At 56.2% G+C, this 20,743-nt stretch carries 20 protein-coding genes; 19 read left to right on the forward strand and 1 reads right to left on the reverse strand.

Annotated elements, in window-relative coordinates; genetic code table 11:
* Positions 1–138: 138 nt before the first annotated feature.
* The 16 genes from rpmE (at position 139) to nucS (ending at position 13,536) form a co-directional block, all read left to right on the forward strand.
* Entirely contained in the window at positions 139–348 is a 210-nt protein-coding gene (rpmE, locus tag G538_RS0105060) for a 50S ribosomal protein L31 (RefSeq protein ID WP_029068469.1), read from the forward strand.
* A gap of 165 nt (positions 349–513) precedes the next feature.
* On the forward strand, positions 514–1,599 hold the full coding sequence (prfA, locus tag G538_RS0105065; protein WP_029068470.1) for a peptide chain release factor 1: 1,086 nt from the start codon (positions 514–516) through the stop codon (positions 1,597–1,599).
* Between the two features lie 3 nt (positions 1,600–1,602).
* Positions 1,603–2,604: a peptide chain release factor N(5)-glutamine methyltransferase gene (gene prmC / locus G538_RS0105070; protein WP_245566796.1), complete on the forward strand. Its 1,002-nt coding sequence runs from the start codon at positions 1,603–1,605 to the stop codon at positions 2,602–2,604.
* Positions 2,605–2,608: 4 nt separating this feature from the next.
* Positions 2,609–3,295, forward strand: coding sequence for an L-threonylcarbamoyladenylate synthase (locus tag G538_RS0105075; RefSeq protein ID WP_029068472.1), 687 nt, complete (start codon positions 2,609–2,611; stop codon positions 3,293–3,295).
* Positions 3,292–4,449 carry an MraY family glycosyltransferase gene (locus G538_RS15175; protein WP_051196586.1) on the forward strand — a complete coding sequence of 386 codons (1,158 nt, stop codon included), beginning with the start codon at positions 3,292–3,294 and terminating at the stop codon, positions 4,447–4,449. The genes G538_RS0105075 and G538_RS15175 overlap by 4 nt, the downstream gene beginning before the upstream one ends.
* On the forward strand, positions 4,439–4,951 hold the full coding sequence (locus G538_RS0105085) for a Cg1360 family ATP-synthase-associated protein (RefSeq protein WP_029068473.1): 513 nt from the start codon (positions 4,439–4,441) through the stop codon (positions 4,949–4,951). The genes G538_RS15175 and G538_RS0105085 overlap by 11 nt, the downstream gene beginning before the upstream one ends.
* A 355-nt stretch (positions 4,952–5,306) precedes the next feature.
* The gene (gene atpB / locus G538_RS0105090; RefSeq protein WP_425402177.1) at positions 5,307–6,044 is read left to right on the forward strand and encodes a F0F1 ATP synthase subunit A; all 738 of its coding nucleotides are present in this window, start codon (positions 5,307–5,309) and stop codon (positions 6,042–6,044) included.
* Positions 6,045–6,206: 162 nt separating this feature from the next.
* On the forward strand, positions 6,207–6,440 hold the full coding sequence (locus G538_RS0105095; RefSeq protein WP_029068475.1) for an ATP synthase F0 subunit C: 234 nt from the start codon (positions 6,207–6,209) through the stop codon (positions 6,438–6,440).
* Complete coding sequence (locus G538_RS0105100; protein WP_029068476.1) at positions 6,437–7,018, forward strand: F0F1 ATP synthase subunit B; 582 nt, start codon at positions 6,437–6,439, stop codon at positions 7,016–7,018. The genes G538_RS0105095 and G538_RS0105100 overlap by 4 nt, the downstream gene beginning before the upstream one ends.
* On the forward strand, positions 7,018–7,833 hold the full coding sequence (locus tag G538_RS0105105) for a F0F1 ATP synthase subunit delta (protein ID WP_029068477.1): 816 nt from the start codon (positions 7,018–7,020) through the stop codon (positions 7,831–7,833). Before G538_RS0105100 ends, G538_RS0105105 begins: the two co-directional genes overlap by 1 nt.
* An 81-nt stretch (positions 7,834–7,914) precedes the next feature.
* Complete coding sequence (gene atpA / locus G538_RS0105110; RefSeq protein WP_029068478.1) at positions 7,915–9,546, forward strand: F0F1 ATP synthase subunit alpha; 1,632 nt, start codon at positions 7,915–7,917, stop codon at positions 9,544–9,546.
* A 3-nt stretch (positions 9,547–9,549) separates the two neighbouring features.
* Complete coding sequence (locus G538_RS0105115; RefSeq protein WP_029068479.1) at positions 9,550–10,449, forward strand: F0F1 ATP synthase subunit gamma; 900 nt, start codon at positions 9,550–9,552, stop codon at positions 10,447–10,449.
* Positions 10,450–10,543: 94 nt separating this feature from the next.
* Positions 10,544–12,025, forward strand: a complete 1,482-nt coding sequence (atpD, locus tag G538_RS0105120) for a F0F1 ATP synthase subunit beta (protein WP_029068480.1) — start codon at positions 10,544–10,546, stop codon at positions 12,023–12,025.
* A gap of 43 nt (positions 12,026–12,068) precedes the next feature.
* Positions 12,069–12,344, forward strand: a complete 276-nt coding sequence (locus tag G538_RS0105125) for a F0F1 ATP synthase subunit epsilon (RefSeq protein ID WP_029068481.1) — start codon at positions 12,069–12,071, stop codon at positions 12,342–12,344.
* Between the two features lie 23 nt (positions 12,345–12,367).
* Entirely contained in the window at positions 12,368–12,808 is a 441-nt protein-coding gene (locus tag G538_RS17695; RefSeq protein WP_157544303.1) for a DUF2550 domain-containing protein, read from the forward strand.
* Between the two features lie 32 nt (positions 12,809–12,840).
* Entirely contained in the window at positions 12,841–13,536 is a 696-nt protein-coding gene (nucS, locus tag G538_RS0105130; RefSeq protein WP_029068482.1) for an endonuclease NucS, read from the forward strand.
* Between the two features lie 73 nt (positions 13,537–13,609).
* Here the strand turns inward: nucS and G538_RS15180 are convergent, their stop codons facing one another.
* Positions 13,610–16,492: a glycoside hydrolase family 3 C-terminal domain-containing protein gene (locus G538_RS15180; protein WP_035833238.1), complete on the reverse strand. Its 2,883-nt coding sequence runs from the start codon at positions 16,490–16,492 to the stop codon at positions 13,610–13,612.
* Between the two features lie 343 nt (positions 16,493–16,835).
* On the opposite strand from G538_RS15180, the gene G538_RS0105140 reads away from it, so the two are divergent.
* From G538_RS0105140 to G538_RS0105150, 3 genes are all read left to right on the forward strand, one after another.
* Positions 16,836–18,518, forward strand: a complete 1,683-nt coding sequence (locus G538_RS0105140) for a type 2 periplasmic-binding domain-containing protein (RefSeq protein ID WP_029068483.1) — start codon at positions 16,836–16,838, stop codon at positions 18,516–18,518.
* A gap of 89 nt (positions 18,519–18,607) precedes the next feature.
* A complete protein-coding gene (locus G538_RS0105145; protein WP_029068484.1) occupies positions 18,608–19,570 on the forward strand; it encodes an ABC transporter permease in 963 nt (320 codons plus the stop codon).
* Positions 19,571–19,572: 2 nt separating this feature from the next.
* A complete protein-coding gene (locus G538_RS0105150) occupies positions 19,573–20,580 on the forward strand; it encodes a carbohydrate ABC transporter permease (protein ID WP_029068485.1) in 1,008 nt (335 codons plus the stop codon).
* The last annotated feature ends 163 nt before the right edge of the window (positions 20,581–20,743 follow it).

Below are 20,743 nucleotides of genomic sequence, written 5' to 3' on the forward strand. Positions count from 1 at the left end.
TGACCCATTGTTCAGGCGGCGGGCAGATTCTGGCACAATAGAGTGTTGCCCCAGCACAATGGTGCATGGGGAACAGTGGCTGGTTCACAGCTCCCAACAGGTGCTGACCCAGGCGCGCACATATCAAGGAGAAAAGCAGTGAAGGCTAACATTCACCCCGAGTACGTCACCACCACGGTGAAGTGCACCTGCGGTAACGAGTTCGAAACCCGCAGCACCCAGACTTCAGGCGTCATCAACGCTGACGTCTGCTCCGCTTGCCACCCGTTCTACACTGGCAAGCAGAAGATCCTCGACACCGGTGGCCGCGTGGCTCGTTTCCAGGCTCGCTACGGCAAGAAGAACTAGCGACTCTCCAGCGCCGGTCGGATGTGCCGCCCAACAACCTCTCCAGGGGCAGTTGGTGCGGGCATCTGGCCGGCGCTGTTGCTGTCCACCACCCTATAGCTCAACCAGTATCAGCCAGCGCACATGCCGGGAAAACCCCAACGCGCGCGGACCAAGGAATCAGAAATGTCAGAGACTTTCGCCGCTGTAGAACCACTGCTTGCAGAACACGCAGACATCGAGGCGCAGCTCTCTGACGCCTCTGTCCATGCAGACCAAGCTCGTGCACGCCAGCTCGGCCGCCGCTACGCAGAACTTGGTCAGGTCGTGGGTGCTTACCGTGCGTGGAAATCTGCCGCCGATGACCTTGCCGCCGCACGTGAAATGGCTGAAGAAGACCCATCCTTCGCCTCAGAAATTCCTGACATGGTGGTCACTGAGGAACAAGCACGTGACCGACTACGCACCGTCCTCATTCCCCGCGACCCTGATGACTCCCGTGACGTCATCATGGAAATCAAAGCTGGTGAAGGTGGCGCAGAATCCGCCCTATTTGCTGGGGATCTGTTGCGTATGTACATGCGCTACGCAGAACGCCAAGGGTGGAAAACCGAAATTATTGAAGCGACAGAGTCTGATCTTGGCGGGTACAAAGACGTTCAAATCGCAGTGAAAGCTAAGGGAACGGTCACTCCGGAAGAGGGAGTGTGGGCACACCTGAAATACGAAGGTGGAGTGCACCGCGTGCAGCGCGTACCTGTGACTGAATCCCAGGGCAGAATCCACACCTCAGCTGCGGGCGTCTTGGTGTTCCTCGAAGTTGAGGACGAAGGCGAAGTCGAGATAGACACCAATGATCTACGCATTGATGTCTACCGATCCTCGGGTCCCGGTGGGCAATCGGTGAACACGACAGATTCAGCTGTTCGTATCACCCACTTACCCACGGGCATCGTGGTGTCGATGCAAAACGAAAAGTCGCAGTTGCAAAACCGTGAACAGGCGATGCGCGTCTTGCGCGCCAGGCTTCTCGCTGCAAAGCAGGAAGAGGCCGCCGCCGCTGCGCAAGACATCCGCAAATCCCAAGTGCGCACTGTTGACCGCTCTGAGCGGATCAGAACCTATAACTACCCAGAAAACCGGATCGCTGACCACCGGACAGGTTACAAGTCGTACAACCTTGACCAAGTGCTTGATGGTGATCTGCAGCCAGTTGTTCAGTCAGCGATCGATGCTGACCAAGCTGCTCGGCTTGCTATCGCGGGAGAGTGAACCGTGGTTCCGGCTGCTGAACCTGACTCCCATACCAATCATGTCAATGCGGAGAACCCGGCCGGTCCTCGCATCGGCGATGCATGGGAAATTAAGCCCGATGCGTCTGTGCGGGAAAACCTCGTTTCGCTACAACGTGTCTTTGCACAAGCAGGGATCGATCAAGCCGCAGCCGATGCATCCGCCCTTCTTGAGCATGTAAGCGGCTTGTCAAGGGCAGAGGTACAACACTACATGGTGATGGGTCATGCCATGACAGACGTGCTGACCTGGGAGCAACACGACGAGCTCAAAACACTCGTTCACCGCCGACTCACCCGTGAACCTTTGCAGCACATCGTGGGGCACGCAGCTTTTCGCTACCTCACTCTAGAGGTTGGGCAAGGAGTTTTTGTGCCACGGCCAGAAACTGAAATTGTTGCCCAGCAAGCCATTGACGAGGCGCAACACCTCATTTCTACTGGTATCCAAGCGCCACTCATCATTGATTTATGCACCGGCTCAGGGGCTATCGCACTCGCACTTGCTACGGAAATTCCTACAGCAACCGTCTACGCTGTGGAACTCGACGAAGACGCCCACCGTTGGGCGCAACGCAACAATAGGCGCCACGGTGACCCAGTACACTTATACCGTGGTGATGCTCGCACGGCGCTCGCACATTTAGCGGGACGCGCAGATATTGTGGTCTCCAATCCGCCTTACATTCCGCCTGATGCAGTGCCACGCGACCCAGAGGTTGCCCGCTGGGATCCACAGGTAGCACTTTATGGCCTGGGTGTCGACGGGTTAGAAGTGCCTCGCGGAATCACCGCACATGCAGCGAAACTTTTACGACCCTCCGGGCTATACATCATGGAACATGCAGAAAGCCAAGCGCACACTGCCCGCGCCATGGTGGATTCAACCCGTCTTTTTCAACCCGCCCACACCCAACCCGACTTCACCGGGCGACCACGCATGGTCGTAGCACGGCGTCACCCGCCCGAGCACGTGGAAGGATAATTCCGTGACAAGCACGATTCGCCCTGCACATGACGCCACCGAGTGGGGCCCAGCACTCGACGAGGCAATCAATCAACTTCACCGTGGCGCGCCAATCGTTCTTCCAACCGATACGGTGTACGGAATTGGTGCTGATGCTTTCAACCCCACCGCAGTGAACACCTTGCTCCGGGCAAAAGGACGGGGACGGCACATGCCGCCTCCTGTGCTTGTCGCGTCATCAGCAACAATTGATGCGCTGGCAACAAATGTCCCGCACGGAGCGAAGTTGCTTGCGGAGGCTTTTTGGCCCGGCGGACTGACTTTAATATGTCATGCTCAACCATCGTTGGCGTGGGATTTGGGCGAAACGCAAGGCACCGTAGCGCTGCGCGTTCCAGATCACCCAACAGCACTAGCGCTTTTGCAACGGACGGGGCCTCTGGCAGTATCCTCCGCGAACAAAACGGGTGCACCTGCAGCGATGACCGCCCAAGAAGCACACGACCAGCTGGGAAGCTCTGTCAGTGTTTACTTGGACGCCGGTCATGCGCCCGGGGGAGTGGCCTCCACCATTGTTGACGCGACTACAGACACCCTCCGGGTAGTGCGGTCAGGGGCGATCAGTATTGAGCAACTGCGTGAGGTGACCGAGGTCATGGACCGCGATGAGCTTCCAGCTCCAGCAACAGGAGAGAGCTACTCCGAGTGAAGGTATATGTCCTCGTCATCCTCCTTTCGGCAGTAGTGACGTATCTCTTTACCCCCTTCGCCAGATGGCTCGCTTTGCGCCTTGGGGCGGTCACAGCAGTGCGTGCGCGAGATGTGCACTCCATTCCTACTCCTCGCCTCGGCGGGGCAGCAATGCTGGTGGGAGTGGGGGTTTCCTTTGTTTTTGCTTCCCAAATTCCCTTTCTTCAAGGGATATTTGTTAAAAACGGTGCCCAGTGTTCCCCAGGATTATGTGATTCAGCGTGGGCGCTGTTAATAGGTGGTGCGTTCGTCACGCTATTAGGAATAGCTGATGACGTGTGGGACCTTGACTGGATGGTGAAGTTCGCTGGTCAAACACTTGCTGCGGGTTTTGTCGCTTGGCAGGGTGTGCAACTGGTGTCCTTACCTATTGGTGGATTGACCATAGGATCTGCCAGAATCTCAATGATCGTCACTGTCTTTGTCATCGTTCTTGTCATGAACGCTGTGAACTTTGTTGATGGTTTAGATGGTTTGGCTGCTGGCATTGTTGCCATTGGTGGCTCTGGGTTTTTTATCTACACCTACTTACTCACTCAACAAACGAGCCCGGGTTCTTACGCATCTGTCGCAATCACCGTTTTAGCTGCAGTGATTGGTGCCTGTCTTGGTTTTCTCCCACACAACTTCCACCCGGCAAAGATCTTCATGGGAGACTCCGGGTCAATGCTGCTGGGCTTCTTGATGGCGGCAGCTTCGATCCTTGTTGCAGGCCAGATCGACCCCTCTCAGGTCACCGTTGGTGAAGCTATCCCGGCATATGCGCCTCTGCTCCTACCTGCTGCAGTCCTCGTGCTTCCGCTGTTGGATATGACGATGGCTGTGCTGCGACGCTTGTGGGCTGGGAAATCACCATTTGCCCCCGATCGCTTGCATATCCACCACCGCCTTCTCGGTCTAGGGCATAGCCATATGCAAGCAGTGCTCATCATGTACATGTGGAGTGCAGTGTTTGCCTTTGGTGGCGTTGCTTTGTTCTTGGTACGGTTTCAAATCATTGCGGCTATCGGAGCGGTGGCGATTCTGCTGATGATTGGCGTGACGATGCTACCCAAATATGTGGCATCACGTAGCGCATTAACACAACCGAAGGGAGAGGCGCATGGCCTCTGATTCACACAACCCCACCCCGCCAGAAAACGGCTCGTCAACGTCTCATGGCGAGGATGACATCCCTGAGGTTATGCGGGACCTTCCTGTTGTGCCCCACCACGTCAACAAAGAAGTGTTTCAGACGTCGTGGAAGGCCCTAGTGGTCCTCCTTCTTGCGCTCCTCGTGATTGGCACCCCGGTGGCTTACCTCATTGCCGACATGCCCGGGGTGTGGGGAGCGTTGATGGGTGTGGGAATTACTCTGTTGTTCTCAGGAACAACCATTTGGTCCATGCTGTATACCGCTGACAAAGACCCAAACATGACTATGGCGGTAGTGATGGGCGCGTGGTTGGCAAAGATGTTGGTGTTCCTTATCCTCTTGGCGGTGCTACGTGACATGGAGTTTTATCACCGTGTCATCTTCGCAATCGTCATGCTGATCGGGATCATGGGCAGCGCCATACTGGACATGTGGGCGGTCTCCAAGGGACGAACGCCCTATGTCACACCCTTAAAATAGTTTTTGTGATGGGAATCACTGCCCAAAGTGCTCATGCTTTGCTGGTGAGTTACAGCAGGTAGAAAAGCCCAGCCACGTCGTTCATTGCAGCCATACCCAGCAGTATCACTGCTGTTCGATGGCGGTTGTGACAAGAAGAAGCATGATGTCTTGCCCAGTAGCGCTGTGATTTTTGCGTGATGGATGGGTTAAGATTCTTGCGATCCATAACGGATAGGCACACGCGTGCAGGTGACGTTGCCGTTGCAAGCAAGCGCCGTGCCATGACTACCGGGAGATTACACTGTCCACCCTAGCGACGATTCAGTACCTCGCCGCGTCTGGTGACGATGGCGGGTTCCACCCACCATCAATTCTGGAGTTTTTTCCAACGGCCATTGTCGAATTCGGCTCATTCGAGTTCAACCGCATCCACCTGGTGCGGATCATTGCAGCCGTAGTTCTGGTTACCCTGTTCACGATGGCCGCTAAGCGCGCCACCTTAGTGCCAGGACGCAGCCAGAACATCGCCGAAATGGCGCTGGACTTCGTGCGAGTCAACATCGCCGAAGAAATTCTTGGTCACTCCGCGCGCAAGTACCTTCCGATGCTCACCACGATGTTCTTCGCGATCCTTGCGTTCAACATCACTGGTGTCATTCCATTCCTCAACATCGCGAGTACCTCGCTGATCGCTATGCCTTTGGTGCTGGCGCTGTGGACGTACCTGGTCTACCTCTCCTCGGGGATCAAAAAGTTCGGTGTGGGAGGCTACCTCAAGAACGCCCTGTTTCCGCCGGGTATTCCTGTTTTCCTCTACATTCTGATCACTCCGATTGAGATTCTTCAGGTATTCGTCTTCCGCCCGCTGACACTTGCACTGCGTCTCACTGCGAACATGATTGCGGGGCACCTCTTGTTGGTGCTGTGCTTCGGGGCGAGTAACTTCTTCTTCATTCACGCGGCAGGTGCTATGAAGGCCCTCTCCGCAGTCACCCTGACTGCAGGGCTTGCTTTCACACTCTTTGAGATCCTCGTTGCGGGCCTTCAGGCTTACGTTTTCACCTTGCTCACCGCGGTCTACATCAACATGGCGATCGAGGAAGAACACTGACAACGCGCAGCAGCAACGAGACCTAAGGTAGCGGAACTTTTTCCCTCCGCCTTTCGTCTCGTTAAGGGTTGGTTCGCCTCACGGCGAGCTTTTCATGAACTTCATTTCACATCACCACACGACACCCGCAAAGAGCGGGTGCCTTACGGAAGGAATCCACCCGTGGACACCACCACTACCCTTGCAGAAGTTTCCGGCTCCGTTTCAGTTATCGGTTACGGTATCTCCACACTCGGCCCTGGTATCGGTCTGGGTATTCTCATTGGTAAAACCGTTGAAGGCATGGCACGTCAGCCTGAAGTAGCAGGCCAGCTCCGCACCACCATGTTCATCGGTGTGGCATTCGTTGAACTTCTTGCACTCCTCGGCTTCGTCGCAGGGTTCCTCTTCTCATGATCGATGCGACCACGACCATAGCGGTGCTTGCGGCTGGAGGTGATGAGGTCGAGGGTTTAGATCTCTTCCTTCCACCGGAATATGACATCATCGGTTCCGCAATAGTTTTGGCGTTCATTGCGTTCTTCTTCTACAAGAAGATTCTGCCGCGCTTTACGGAAATCCTCGATGAGCGCACTGCGAAGATCGAGGGCGGGCTCAACCAAGCTCAGGCTGCTCAAGAAGAAGCTGAACGTCTCATCGCTGAATACAAGCAACTGCTCAGCGAAGCGCGGACCGAAGCGGGCAGTATCCGTGAAGGTGCACGCACTGAGGCCAGCCAAATTCTCGCCGAGGCACAAACCAAAGCGTCAGCTGAAGCTGAGCGGATCCTTGAGAACGCTAGCCGCCAGATCGAGGCAGAACGTCAGGCCGCAGCGATCTCTCTGCGTAATGATGTTGGCACCCTCGCCACTGAACTTGCGTCAAAGATCGTTGGGGAATCCCTCGACGACGTTGCACGCCAGTCACGTGTTGTTGAGCGTTTCTTGGATGACCTCGAGGCTTCAACAACGACACCTGCAGCAAAGGGGAAGTGATGCGCGGGACCAGCCAGGCGTCACTCACAGCAACCCGCAAGCAGGCGGAAGTTTTGCTCGCTGCTGCAGGTCGAGACGCCACCTCTATCGGAGAGCAGCTGTTCTCCATTGTTGATGCGCTTGACTCGTCAGGGGCGTTGCGTCGGTCTCTGGCTGATCCATCTCGTCCCGCTCAGGACAAAGCCACTCTCGTGGGTGACCTCCTTGGGGCACGGTTCGACAAAAAGACTGTCGAGATCGTGAAGATCCTCGTTTCGCAACGGTGGTCTGCTGAGCGCGATGTTGTTGATGCGGTTTCAACCTTAGGAATCGACGCTTACCTCAGCGCAGCCGAGTCACGAGGAGTTCTGGAGACAGTTGAGTCAGAACTTTTCGCAATTACCCGGTCGCTGAGTGGGCAACGCGAATTCCGCAAGGTTTTGTCAGACACCACCATCCCGACGGAACGCCGTTCACAGCTTCTTGTGTCGCTGATCGCTAGCCGGGTTGACGAGGTAACACTTGCACTCGCTAACCGTGTTGCAATCGCTCCACGCGGGAGACTGTTTGTTCCACTGCTGGCGGGTATTAGTGACATGGCAGCAGAGCGACGCCATCGCAGAGTCGCGCACGTGACGGTAAGTGCACCCCTCAAGCCCGAGCATGTTGCTCGGTTATCGGGTGTTCTGGCCTCATCGTATGGACAGGCGATGCAAATGAACATCACCGTCGACCCACACGTCGTTGGTGGTGTCCGCATCCAGGTTGGGTCAGATGTTATCGATTCAACCCTTCTTGCTCGCCTCACCCAGGCACAGCGCAAACTGGCAAGTTAACGCCCTTTCACGTAGCCGGCTTGTGCCGGCATCCATGGACAAACAGTTGGCCGCCCGGCGGTCACGACAGGAGTAATGCAAATGGCTGAGCTGACGATCCGGCCGGAGGAAATCCGTGCCGCTCTAGACAGCTTTGTGAAGTCCTACAAGCCTGCGCAAGTGGTGACCGAAGAGGTCGGCCGGGTCTCACTGGCTGGCGACGGTATCGCACAGGTTGAAGGACTTCCGGGCGCAATGGCCAATGAGCTATTGCAATTTGAAGACGGTACCTTGGGCTTGGCACTGAGCCTTGACGTCCGAGAGATCGGTGTTGTTGTTCTCGGTGAATTCACTGGGATTGAAGAAGGACAAGAAGTTCGCCGTACTGGTGAAGTTCTTTCCGTGCCAGTCGGTGACGGCTACCTCGGCCGCGTTGTTGACCCATTGGGTATGGCAATTGATGGTCTTGGTGAGATCGAAACCTCTGGCCGTCGCGCGTTGGAGCTCCAAGCTCCCGGCGTTATGCAGCGTAAGTCAGTGCACGAGCCTCTCCAGACCGGTCTCAAGGCTATTGACTCGATGATCCCCATCGGTCGTGGACAGCGGCAACTGATCATTGGTGACCGTCAAACAGGTAAAACAGCAATCGCTGTTGACACCATCATTAACCAAAAGGCGAACTGGGAGACCGGCGACCCAACGAAGCAAGTGCGCTGCATTTATGTAGCTATTGGTCAAAAGGGATCCACTATCGCAGCGGTGCGTGGTGCTCTCGAAGAGGCCGGCGCACTGGAATACACCACGATTGTGGCAGCTCCTGCTTCTGACCCCGCTGGGTTCAAGTACCTAGCTCCTTACACGGGTTCTGCTATCGGTCAGCACTGGATGTACGAGGGCAAGCACGTCCTCATCATCTTTGATGACTTGTCAAAGCAGGCAGAAGCCTACCGTGCCGTGTCACTGTTGCTCCGCCGCCCACCAGGCCGTGAAGCTTACCCAGGTGACGTCTTCTACTTGCACTCTCGACTCCTTGAGCGTTGTGCAAAGCTCTCAGATGAGCTTGGTGCAGGGTCGATGACTGGTCTACCAATCATCGAAACCAAGGCAAACGACGTGTCGGCATATATTCCAACAAACGTCATCTCGATTACTGACGGACAGATCTTCTTGCAGTCTGACCTGTTCAACGCAAACCAGCGTCCTGCTGTTGACGTGGGTATTTCCGTGTCACGTGTTGGTGGTTCCGCTCAGACGAAGGCAATGAAGAAGGTTTCTGGAACGCTCAAGCTGGAGCTTGCGCAGTACCGGTCGCTGGAAGCATTTGCCCTCTTCGCTTCTGACCTTGACGCAGCATCAAAGGCACAGCTCACCCGTGGTGCCCGCTTGATGGAACTGCTCAAGCAGGGGCAGTACACGCCATACCCGTCAGAAGACCAAGTGGTCTCTATCTGGGCTGGCACCCACGGAAAACTCGACGATGTTCCTGTTGAGGACGTGCTGCGATTCGAGTCAGAGTTGCTGGACTACCTCAAGCGCAACACCGCTGTTCTCTCGACAATTGCTGACTCCGGGAAGCTCACTGACGAGACTGAAGAAGAACTGGAAGCGGGAGTTATTGCTTTCCGTAACCTGTTCCTCAAGGGTGATGGCGTTTCGCTCGTAGATTCCGAAGAAGAGGTCGATGCACCTGCTGAGGTTGAGCAGGAAAAGATCGTCCGTTCGAAGAAGGCGTGACCTGTGGCGGGCAACCAGCGTGTCTTTAAAGCACGCATCAAGTCGACTCAGTCGCTGAAGAAGATCTTCCGGGCGATGGAGTTGATTGCTGCCTCCCGGATTGGTAAAGCCAGAGCTCGCGTGAAAGCTACCGTGCCCTATGCGGAAGCGATCACCCAGGCTGTCGGTGCGGTAGCGACACACTCTGATGTGGAGCACCCGTTAACGACAGAGCGCAACGACACTAACCGTGTTGCTGTCTTGGTTGTGACCTCTGACCGAGGAATGGCTGGAGCTTACTCCGCCACTGCTTTGAGGGAAGCTGAAGCATTGATTCAGCGACTTCACGGCGAAGGCAAAGAGGTTGACCTGTATGTTGCTGGTCGCCGAGGAGTAAGTTTCTACCAGTTCCGTGGTCGCGAGATTGCAAAGAGCTGGACCGGTGCTTCGGACGCGCCAACCGTGGAAATTGCGGAAGATGTTGCGGACACCCTCCTCGAAGCGTTCCTTGCGGATGCCTCGAACGGGGGAGTAGGCGCTCTGCACGTCGTGTACACGCAGTTCGTCAACATGGTTACTCAGCGCCCTCGGGTTGTACGTCTGCTTCCTCTTGAGGTTGTTGACGCGCCGGCTGATGGTGAGCATGAGGTTGAGGCTTACCCACTGTACGACTTTGAGCCTTCTGCTGAGGAAGTGCTGGACGCCTTGCTGCCACGTTATGTGCGTAGCAGGATCTTCAGTTTCCTTCTTGAATCCTCAGCATCTGAGCTTGCTGCGCGGCAGAGTGCAATGCACACCGCCACGGAGAACGCACAGGACCTCATTCGTACTTACACCCGGCAAGCGAACTCGGCACGTCAGGCAGAGATCACCCAGGAAATCAGCGAGATTGTGTCCGGAGCGGACGCACTAGCAGGATCCTGAAGCAACCGGACGTCACACCAGTCCGGAATCCAGTATTAGGACAACACACATACCTGGTTGGGCAATAGCCCAACAGAGTGAAGCGAGGCCAGTCATGACTGCCACCACAGTCGAAGCAACGCCCGGCACAGGCTCGGGCTCAGCCGCGGGTCGTATTGCCCGCGTCATTGGTCCTGTTGTAGACATCGAGTTTCCGTCAGAGGCAATCCCAGAGATCTACAACGCTCTGACCGTTGACGTCGACCTGTCTGCACAGGGCGAAGGCGAAAAGAAATTCACCATGACACTTGAGGTTGCCCAGCACCTGGGTGACTCACTTATCCGTGCTATCGCACTGAAGCCAACCGATGGTTTGGTGCGCGGCGCAGCTGTCACAGACACTGGTGCACCTATCTCGGTGCCAGTCGGCGATGTCACCAAGGGTCACGTTTTTGACGTGACCGGTGAGGTTCTTAACCTCAAAGAGGGCGAGAAGATTGAGGTCACCGAACGGTGGCCTATTCACCGCAAGCCACCAGCATTCGACCAACTTGAGTCAAAGACTCAAATGTTCGAGACCGGTATTAAGTCGATTGACCTTCTGACCCCCTACGTTCAGGGTGGAAAGATTGGTCTGTTCGGTGGTGCTGGTGTGGGTAAAACCGTCCTCATCCAGGAAATGATCTACCGTGTGGCGAACAACCACAATGGTGTTTCTGTGTTTGCTGGTGTTGGAGAGCGTACCCGTGAAGGGAACGACCTCATTGAGGAAATGACCGAGTCAGGTGTTATCAAACAGACAGCACTTGTATTTGGCCAGATGGATGAGCCACCAGGCACGCGTCTTCGTGTTGCTTTGTCGGCGCTGACAATGGCGGAGTACTTCCGTGACGTGCAGAAGCAAGACGTTCTGCTCTTCATTGACAACATCTTCCGTTTTACTCAGGCTGGTTCAGAGGTTTCCACGCTGCTTGGGCGTATGCCTTCTGCCGTGGGTTACCAACCTAACCTCGCTGATGAGATGGGTGTTCTCCAAGAACGCATCACCTCAACCCGTGGTCACTCCATCACCTCACTTCAGGCGATCTACGTGCCAGCGGATGACTACACCGACCCAGCTCCGGCGACGACCTTCGCGCACTTGGATGCAACGACCGAACTGTCGCGTGAAATCGCGTCACGTGGTCTGTACCCAGCGATTGACCCACTGGCGTCCACCTCGCGCATCCTTGACCCACGTTATGTTGGCCAAGAGCACTACGATGTGGCAACCCACGTGAAGTCGATTCTGCAGCGTAACAAGGAACTCCAAGACATCATTGCGATTCTTGGTGTTGACGAATTGTCCGAAGAGGACAAGACCATTGTTTCGCGTGCTCGTCGTATCCAGCAGTTCTTGTCACAGAACACCTACATGGCAACTCAGTTCACCGGCGTACCAGGTTCCACGGTGCCGATGACCGAAACCATTGAGGCGTTCAAGGGAATCGCAGAGGGTAAGTACGACCACATCGCCGAGCAGGCCTTCTTCAACATCGGTGGTCTTGAAGACCTCGAGAAGAACTGGGCACGCATCCAGAAGGAATTCGGTCTGTGACGCTTAGCGGCACAACCGTTTCACCGCATTCAAGGAGTTCACAGTGGCACACATGTCAGTAGACGTTGTCGCAGCTGACCGTAAGGTCTGGTCCGGCGACGCAACACTCGTCAGCGCTCCGGCAGCTGATGGTGAGATCGGTATCCTTGCGGGCCACTCACCCATGTTGTCCGCTCTGACGTCGGGCAGTGTCCGTGTCACGGACCCACGTGGCAACAAACGCGTTTTTGTTGTCAGCGGTGGCTTCCTGTCAGTTGACCAAGATGTTGTCACGATTGTGGTTGATAATGCCACAGACGCTGACACTCCAGGTCACTAACGGCACTGGATAGGTTTGACGCCGTGGGTACCCTCGAATGGATCATTGTTGCACTAGTAGTACTGGTGCTGAGTGTGGTCCTGTGGGGGTACCTGCGGCTTCGTCGTCTCTCCAGACAAGTGGGAGTTTTCGATTGTGCCTGGCGTGCCCCATCACGGTCCCGGGCTACGCCATGGCGAAGTACCGAGCACTGGTCACATGGCCTTGCTGAGTACCGAACTCAAGAATTAGTGTGGTGGCGATTCTATTCGCTGTCAGCCACACCTCAAGAGCGATGGGACCGGTCGCTCTTTGACATCGCGGGGCGTGTTCCTCTCGACCAAGCCGACTTGCCAGGCCTCTACCTTGTACAGTGCCGGTATCAGGGGCGCAGCTTTGAGTTGATGATGTCCGCAGAGGCGTATCATGGGTTGTCGTCGTGGACGGAATCAGCGCCACCGGCAACACAGGGGTACGCTCTCTGAGCCTGCCCGATCTTCTTGGACAGGGGTTCTTCTTGCGTTTGGTCGTTGCGGAGTGTCAGGCACACTATTCAGGACGTTTGGCAGCTCATCTGCCTAAGGCTCGTCGCCTCATTGTGGTGAAAGCTGATGGTAGCGTCCTCCTCCACTCTGATGGCGGTTCTTATAAGCCTTTGAACTGGATGAGCCCTCCGTGTTCTGTGGTGGTTAAAGAACCAGATGACCTGCAATCACAACGTGGGGTGACCCAGGTATGGCGTGTGCAGCACGCAAAGGCTGATGACCGCCTCGATATCGAGTTATTTGATGTTTTCCATGACTCCAGCCATGAGCTGGGTGTTGACCCTGGGTTGGTAAAAGATGGGGTTGAGGCACACCTGCAACGCATGTTGGCGGAGCAAATTGACCTTCTTGGTCCCGGACACACGCTTGTGCGACGTGAGTATCCAACAGCTATTGGCCCAGTAGATATTCTCGCCAAGGCACCTAACGGGTCAACAGTGGCCGTGGAAATTAAGCGCCGTGGTGATATTGATGGTGTCGAGCAACTGACCCGCTACCTAGAGCTGCTCAACAGGGATCCCTTGCTCGCGCCGGTTCGTGGTGTTTTCGCTGCTCAGGAAATTAAGCCTCAAGCGCGTGTGCTGGCGACAGACCGAGGTATTCACTGTGTGGTACTTAATTATGAGGAAATGAAGGGCTTCGACGACGTCGATTCTCGACTCTTCTAGGGGCAACACACTGAGGTGTTGTCCAACATAACGCTAGGGGGCGGTCATCATCCGATGACCGCCCCGCTGTTTGTCACCCGGCGGTGAAGGAGAGGGTGTGCAACCGGATGTTTCCGGTGAGCGTCATCCGTAGGGTGCCGATGCGCGGTGCGTCGTTGCTCCATGTCAGGGGCAGGGCTGCTGTGTGCCAGGCGTACCGGCTGGCATCGGGTGTCACCCACGGTTCAGTGATTGTTCCCCGTGCAACGGGGTGTTGTGTGTCCTGTGCGAGGACCTCAACGGTGAGTCCGCCCGCGGGCCCTGCGGTATCGGTGGCCAGGGTTGCTGTAACACCATCCACGTCAGTGAGGTCAATGTCGTGGAAGTCGATGTAGCCGACATGGTGTCCACGAGCCACAGCCACGCAGTCGCCTTCTAGTTGGTTGACATCGGACAGCCTGACCTGGTGTGGTGTGTCAAAATCCGCTGCTAGTAGTGTCTGCCCAGCAACCGGTGTGGGGGAGGCATCTACGTCAATCACATGTTCTGTTGAGATGTGTTCGGTGCGGGCTGTTCCCACCCAGATACGGTAATCACCGCCTGCGATGTGTGTGCCGGTTCGTGGATCGTATGTTGTGAAGGCTTCGTGGTTGAGTTCAACGTTCACGGAGGCTGTTTCTCCGGGGGCGAGGTAAACCCGGTGGTACCCGGCGAGTCGGCGGGCTGGCGCCTGTGAGCGCACATGGGGTGCCCAGGTGTGACCAACGTAGATTTGGACGAGTTCAGCAACGGTGCGGTCGCTGGTGTTTGTGATGGTGACGGTTGCGTGAGTTGGCACTGTGGGGTTGCTGGGGTGCTCAGGTGTCGCGGTGGTGTGTAGTGCGAGCTCGGTGTAGGTCACTGTTCCGTAGTTCAGCCCTGTCCCGAACGCGAAAGCTGGTTCGCAGGTGTTGTACCAGTAGGTGCCCCCGGAGGCGATGATGTCGTAGTTCAAGATATGCGGGGGGCAGGTGTCGTCAGTCACCCATTCTTGTGCGAGGCGCCCGTATGGTTCGCTGGCACCGGTGAGGACATCGGCGAGCCCGTTACCGAGTTCTTGCCCTGCGTGTGATGACCACACGATGGCGTCTGCTTGGTTGGCGATCTCTCCGAGCGCGTAGGGGTATGAGGAGATGATGGCAAGGGTGACGGGGCGGCCACTTTCCTTGGCGATGCGCCACATGCGTTGGGCGGGCAGGGGAAGGTTGAGGTGTGGGCGGTCTTCTGTTTCTCGGCCTGACAGGTGGGGGTCGTTTCCGACGGTCAGGATGATGTGGTCGGCTTCAGAGCACAGTTGTTGTAACTGTTCGTCGGCGTTTCGTAGGGTGCGTAGGTCGAACCGTTCAGCCTGTTGTGGGTCAGTTGTGTCAGCGACGAGAAGGTGAGCCCCGTGTTGCACGCGGATCCATTTGCCTGAGCCGCGGTGGTTGAGTGAGACGGTGCCGTCTGAGTGGTGGTGCAGGGTGAATGCTTCGTGTGCGACCCATCCGCCGATGCGCGGTGAGGTTGCGCTGAGGATCCAGTCTGCGCCGCTCAGGTATTTTCCGGTGTTGGTGGAGCGTAGCGAGCTGATGCCGTCACCCCAGTCGGTGAGTTCCCAGCTTTCTTGGGCGTGTGCTTCTGCGGCGTTTGCGGATACGAGGCCGTCAGGGGTGGTAGTGAGGTACCCGTGTGCTGTGGGGGACCACAGTGCTATGTGGTCTGATCCGGTGGTATGGGTGACGTTGTTGGCGCCGTGCTGGGCTGCTAGGCCTTCGGTGATGCTTACCGTGTAGGGCGGTGTGCCGGAGTACCAGTCTGTGACGACGTGATTGGCGAAGGGACCGATGACAGCAACTTTTTCGTGCCTAAGCGGCAGGGCGCCATTGTTTTTGAGGAGGACAACACCTTTTGCTGCTGCTTCACGGGCGAGGGTGCGGTGTTCTGGCAGGTCGATGTGTTCTGCCGTGATGGTGTTGTAGGGGTTGTCATTGGAGAATTCGCCGGTGAGAGCGCGCAGGTAGAGCATGCGGTACACGGCGGTGTTGATCTCTTCTTCGGTGATGAGACCTTGGTGTAGTGCGGCTGTGATGCGTTCGATGGTTGGTGTGGCATTGCGGTCGTTGTCGGTGAACGAGTCGACTCCGGCGTGGAGGAGAGCGGCGTGTGAGGCGATGTGGTCGGGGAAGTAGCGTTCTCCGTCAACGAGGTTTCCAGGTGCTGCAGCATCTGACACGACGGCGATGGGGTGTGGTGACCAGCTGCGCAGGGTGTTCAACAGTGATCGAGCTACGTGGTTTGGCCGGTCGTTGACGAGGTTGTATGACGGCATGACCGCACCGACGCATCCGGCTTCTAGGGGGCGCCGGAATGCGGGGTATTCGTATTCTTGAAGGACACGGGCGCGCATGTCGGAGGACGTGACAGCACGGTCAATTTCGTTGTTGTAGGCGAGAAAGTGTTTGAGGGTGGGAACGGTTTTCCAGATGCTTGGGTGGTCCCCGCGTAGGCCACGGGTGTAGGCGATGGCGCAGTCTGCGGTGAGGTGAGGGTCTTCGGAGTAGCCCTCTTCGTTGCGTCCCCACAGAGGGTGTCGCAGCGGGTTGACTACTGGTGCCCACACATTGAGTGAGACACTTGGGTTGCTTGTGTGTTTTGCTCGTACTTCTGTGGCGACAGCATCCCCGATGCGTTCAATGAGATCGAGATCCCACGTGGCGGCGAGCCCAATAGGCTGGGGAAAAACAGTAGCTGTGCCGAGCCAGGACAGGCCGTGGAGCGCTTCGGTGCCGGTGGTGAAGGCTGCGAGCTTGGGGTCTTCTATGGCGGGGGCAGCTTGGTGGAGGAGTGAGATTTTTTGGGGTGTTGACAGTCGCTGTACCAGGAGCGTTGCTGTCTCGTGGGCGTATGTGGATGCTGTCGGTGAGGATGGTTGGGGTGCGGTGTGTTGAGTTGTCACTGGTGGCCCTCGGTGCGTGAGTCAGGTAGGGGACGGGTGGGCGTCATTGCGCGATCCCGTGGTGGCCCACTATATGCCAGTATGACGGGTGAAGACTAGTAGTTACTCGAAACGGTTCGACATGCTGGTGCGGTCGGCGTAGGCCCCTGATGTCTAGGGTGTTTCTGCAGAACAGCCTAGATAACATAACGGTTTGGTGATCGTTAGTGAATTAATTCCCGCGCCCCTTGCCGCATAGGTGTGCGGTGCGCTAAAGTCCACTTATCGAATCGCTTCGACGGTGTAAGCGATTCCACAAAAAGCACACATGTGCTGCGTATCCACAACGAAGTGAAGGACGCTCATGAACACTCAGCGTGAAGGATCGACATTCTTAAACGCGCCGATCAACCGCCGATCATTTCTGGGCCTGCTCGCAGCAGGTGCCGCAACGATCGGTGTCCCCTCATTGCTTGCATCGTGCGCTCAAAGCGAACCATTACCCGGAGACAGCGCAAAGGGCGGTGGAGGAGCCCCTACCGCAACTTCAGACGGTTCAATTGCTCCCAGCTACCAGCCCATCCAATACGTTGAACCTGACTTCCCCTCAGTAAACGGCACGTTGCCGGGATACACCAGCCGTCCAGATTTCGTCAAAGCGTATGACGCGCCACCGGGAAGCGGCGTCACGATCACAGCTGCAGCGCCAACATGGTCGCCCATCCCGGATACTAAGGGGCAGTACTTCACCGCAATCAACGAAGCTATCGGCAACACTATTGACCTGAATCTCCTGTCTGGGAACGACATTTGGGACATCGCTCAGACCCGATTAGCAGATGCCAACTCCCTGCCTGACTGGTTCGCTCTCCCTACATGGACGGTTTCAGGTAACGCAAAGTTCGGTTCTGAGATCGCGCCGGCAGTGTTCGAGGACCTCACATCACACCTCACCGGTGACAAGGTCCTTGAGTACCCTCACCTAGCCAACATCCCCACGGAAGCGTGGATGAACTCGAGTTGGGAAAACAAGATCTACGCGATCCCCATGCCTGGTGGCGCACTCGATATGACCTACTTTTACCGCAAGGACCTTCTGGCAGAAAAAGGCATCACTGAGGTTGCCCCCACCAGCATCGACGATCTCTTTGCCATGTACAAAGAAATCAACGACCCAGGTGCTGGACGCTACGCCACCCTCAACCCATGGACTGCACTGACGAACATCGCCTTCGGGGTGCAATCAGGGTGGACCGTCATTGACGGCAAAGTTATCCACCGCATGGAAACCGACAACTACTTCGACTGCCTTGACTTCGTGGCCAAATGCTACAAAGAAAACCTCGTCCACCCCGACGATTCGGCTGGTCGCCAAACATTCCTTGACGGCAACGTCTACTTCAATGGTGACGGGCTAGGAGGGTGGCGAGAAATGGTCGCCAGCCAAGTCGGCGTCAATGAGACCTTTGAGATGGACGCTGTTGTTCCGTTCGGCTACAACGGTGGCGAACCTGTCTACTGGCGTGCAGCGCCCGCCTCATTCTGGTCCTTCATCAAAAAGGGAATCGGTGAGGAAAAGATCAAGGCCATCCTCACATCGGCAGACTTCCTTGCCGCACCATACGGAACCGAAGAATACGATCTCGTGGCCAACGGTGTCGAAGGGGTGCACTACAACCTCGGGGAAGTCGGCGAACCGGTGAAAACAGAACTCGGCAACACAGAGGTTGTCCCCTCATACATGTTCCTTGCTTCACCTCCAGGAGTCGCTGCTGACTTCCAGTACCCCGGATACGTGGAAACATACTCCGCCTACTCAGCGGCCGCTGGCCAATACATCAAGTCCTCGCCTTTCCTAGGAATCAACGTCGTTGTACCAGACGAGTACCGGGACATTGAAGCAGGTATTTCAGACTTGGAAACCGAAGTCCAGCGTGGACGCGCATCCATTGATGTTATGCGTGAACGAGTGGACCAGTGGCGCAAAGATGGTGGAGACGCCCTGCGTGACTACTACAAGAAAATCCTAGACGAACTTCCCGCGTGACATCCGTCAACGAGGCCGACACAACGTCCTCTACACATGGGGTGCCCGAACGTGTGGGCACCCCAGTGCGGGGGGCGGGGGGACGAGGTATGACCACCACCCACCACGAGCCCTACACCGGTGAGATCCCGGTCCGTAGGATTACCCTGTGGCAAAAAATCGTGCGAGACCGCACATTCATCATTATGACGATCCCCGCGGTCGTCCTTATTATCGTTTTTAACTACATCCCGATGATCGGGAACATAGGAGCATTCCAGGACTACAACCCCTACGGGGGTGTCACTGGCAGTCCATGGGTTGGGTTCGAGAACTTTCTTGATGTTCTCACCTCAGCATCATTCGCCAACGCCTTGAAGAACACCCTCCTCATTACGTTGTTTTCGCTCTTGTTCTACTTCCCAGTCCCCATCTTTCTTGCGGTGCTCATGAACTCCATTCTGAGCACCAAAGTCAGGACTGTCGTGCAGTCGGTCATCTACCTGCCACACTTCTTCTCTTGGGTTCTGGTTATCACGATCTTCCAACAGTTCGTGGGTGGGGCAAGCCCGCTTTCCCAGTGGATGATCCGCAACGGGGAGGGGCCGTTACAGATCATGACCAACCCTGACTCATTCATTGCTCTGGTCACCACCCAAGCGATCTGGAAAGACGCAGGGTGGGGAATGATCATCTTCTTGGCGGCAATCTCAACGGTGAACCCCAGCTTGTACGAAGCAGCAGTCGTAGACGGGGCAGGAAAAATGCGCCGCCTCTGGCACATCACGTTGCCAGCGTTGCGACCGGTCATCATTTTGCTTCTCATCTTGCGTCTTGGGGACTCGCTCAACGTGGGGTTCGAGCAAATGTACCTCCAACGTGACGCGGTCGGATCAGGGGCATCCGATGTCCTCGATACTTTCGTGTATTTCGAAGGTATTCAGTATTCCAAGTGGGGATTCGCACTCGCAGCTGGACTGATGAAGGGGATCGTTGCGCTCTTGTTGGTTCTTGGTGCGAACAACCTTGCTCACCGTATGGGTGAAGCCGGCGTCTACCAGAAGGCGGGATAATAGTGTCTGTTGAACTATCTGAAGCGGCCCGTGGGCCACAAAAAGTGTTCACCCCGCCAGAGATTGCGGTGCTCCCCATTGATCACCGCATTGATGGGCTCCCGAATCAGCGCCGACACCGCAACCCCAATCGGCCAGTCTGGGAAGAAAGCCCGTCCACGTGGGGTCTCATCGGTAAGTTCCTTATCCTGACGGTTGTTGTGGGGATTGTTGCGATTCCGATGTGGGGGATCGTGGTGACCTCGTTGTCTGACGCGAAAACGGTCCAGGACTCAGGTGGTCTTGTGCTGTTGCCGAAGGGAATTACCTTCGCGTCATACGTTCAGTTGTTGTCCGGGGGCGTTGTTGCCAAGGCGGCCTGGGTGTCTGTGATTGTCACCGTGACTGGTACGGTCATCGCCACGACGGTGTCGGCTCTCGCAGCGTACGGGCTGTCGAAACCGGGCACCGCACTGCACCGCCCGATTCTGTTCCTCTTCATCATTACGATGTTCTTCTCGGCCGGCCTTATTCCTACGTATTTGTGGATCTCATCATTGGGTCTTCGAAACAGTTTGTGGGCCCTTATTTTGCCGACCTGTGTTTCTGCGTTCAATCTGCTGATTATGCGTAACTTCTTCATGGGGATTGATACCGGAATTATTGAAGCTGCACGTATTGACGGAGCATCAGAGTGGAGGATTCTCTTCTCCATCGTCATGCCGATGTCCAAGGCTGTGACAGCTGTGATCGCCCTGTTTTATGGGGTGGGCTTTTGGAACGCGTTCTTTAACGCTGTGCTCTATATCGACGATTCATCAAAGTGGCCGTTACAGATGGTTTTACGCCAGTATGTGCTTCAAGGTCAGTCGATTCCAGGGGTGGACTTCACCGTTGCACAGGGTGAAATGAACACCGTGTCACTCAAAATGGCCATCATGGTACTGGCAGTATTGCCTATCCTAGTGGTGTACCCGTTTGTCCAAAGGCACTTCACCAAGGGAGTGATCTTCGGGGCAATCAAGGGTTGATGACTGATGCCCGCCGTAGGTGCGCGACTCGCGGCGGGCATCACCATGGTGAGGTGACTGCCGTGCATGGTGTCACCTTAGCCAGTACCTGGCGCGTTGAGCGCCACGGGGGAGAGGGAAAGCAGGGCGGGAGGTTCCGGGGGGAACCTCCCGCCCTTCCTTG

The sequence above is a fragment of the Jonesia quinghaiensis DSM 15701 genome, assembly GCF_000423205.1.
GTDB classification, from domain to species: Bacteria; Actinomycetota; Actinomycetes; order Actinomycetales; family Cellulomonadaceae; genus Jonesia; species Jonesia quinghaiensis.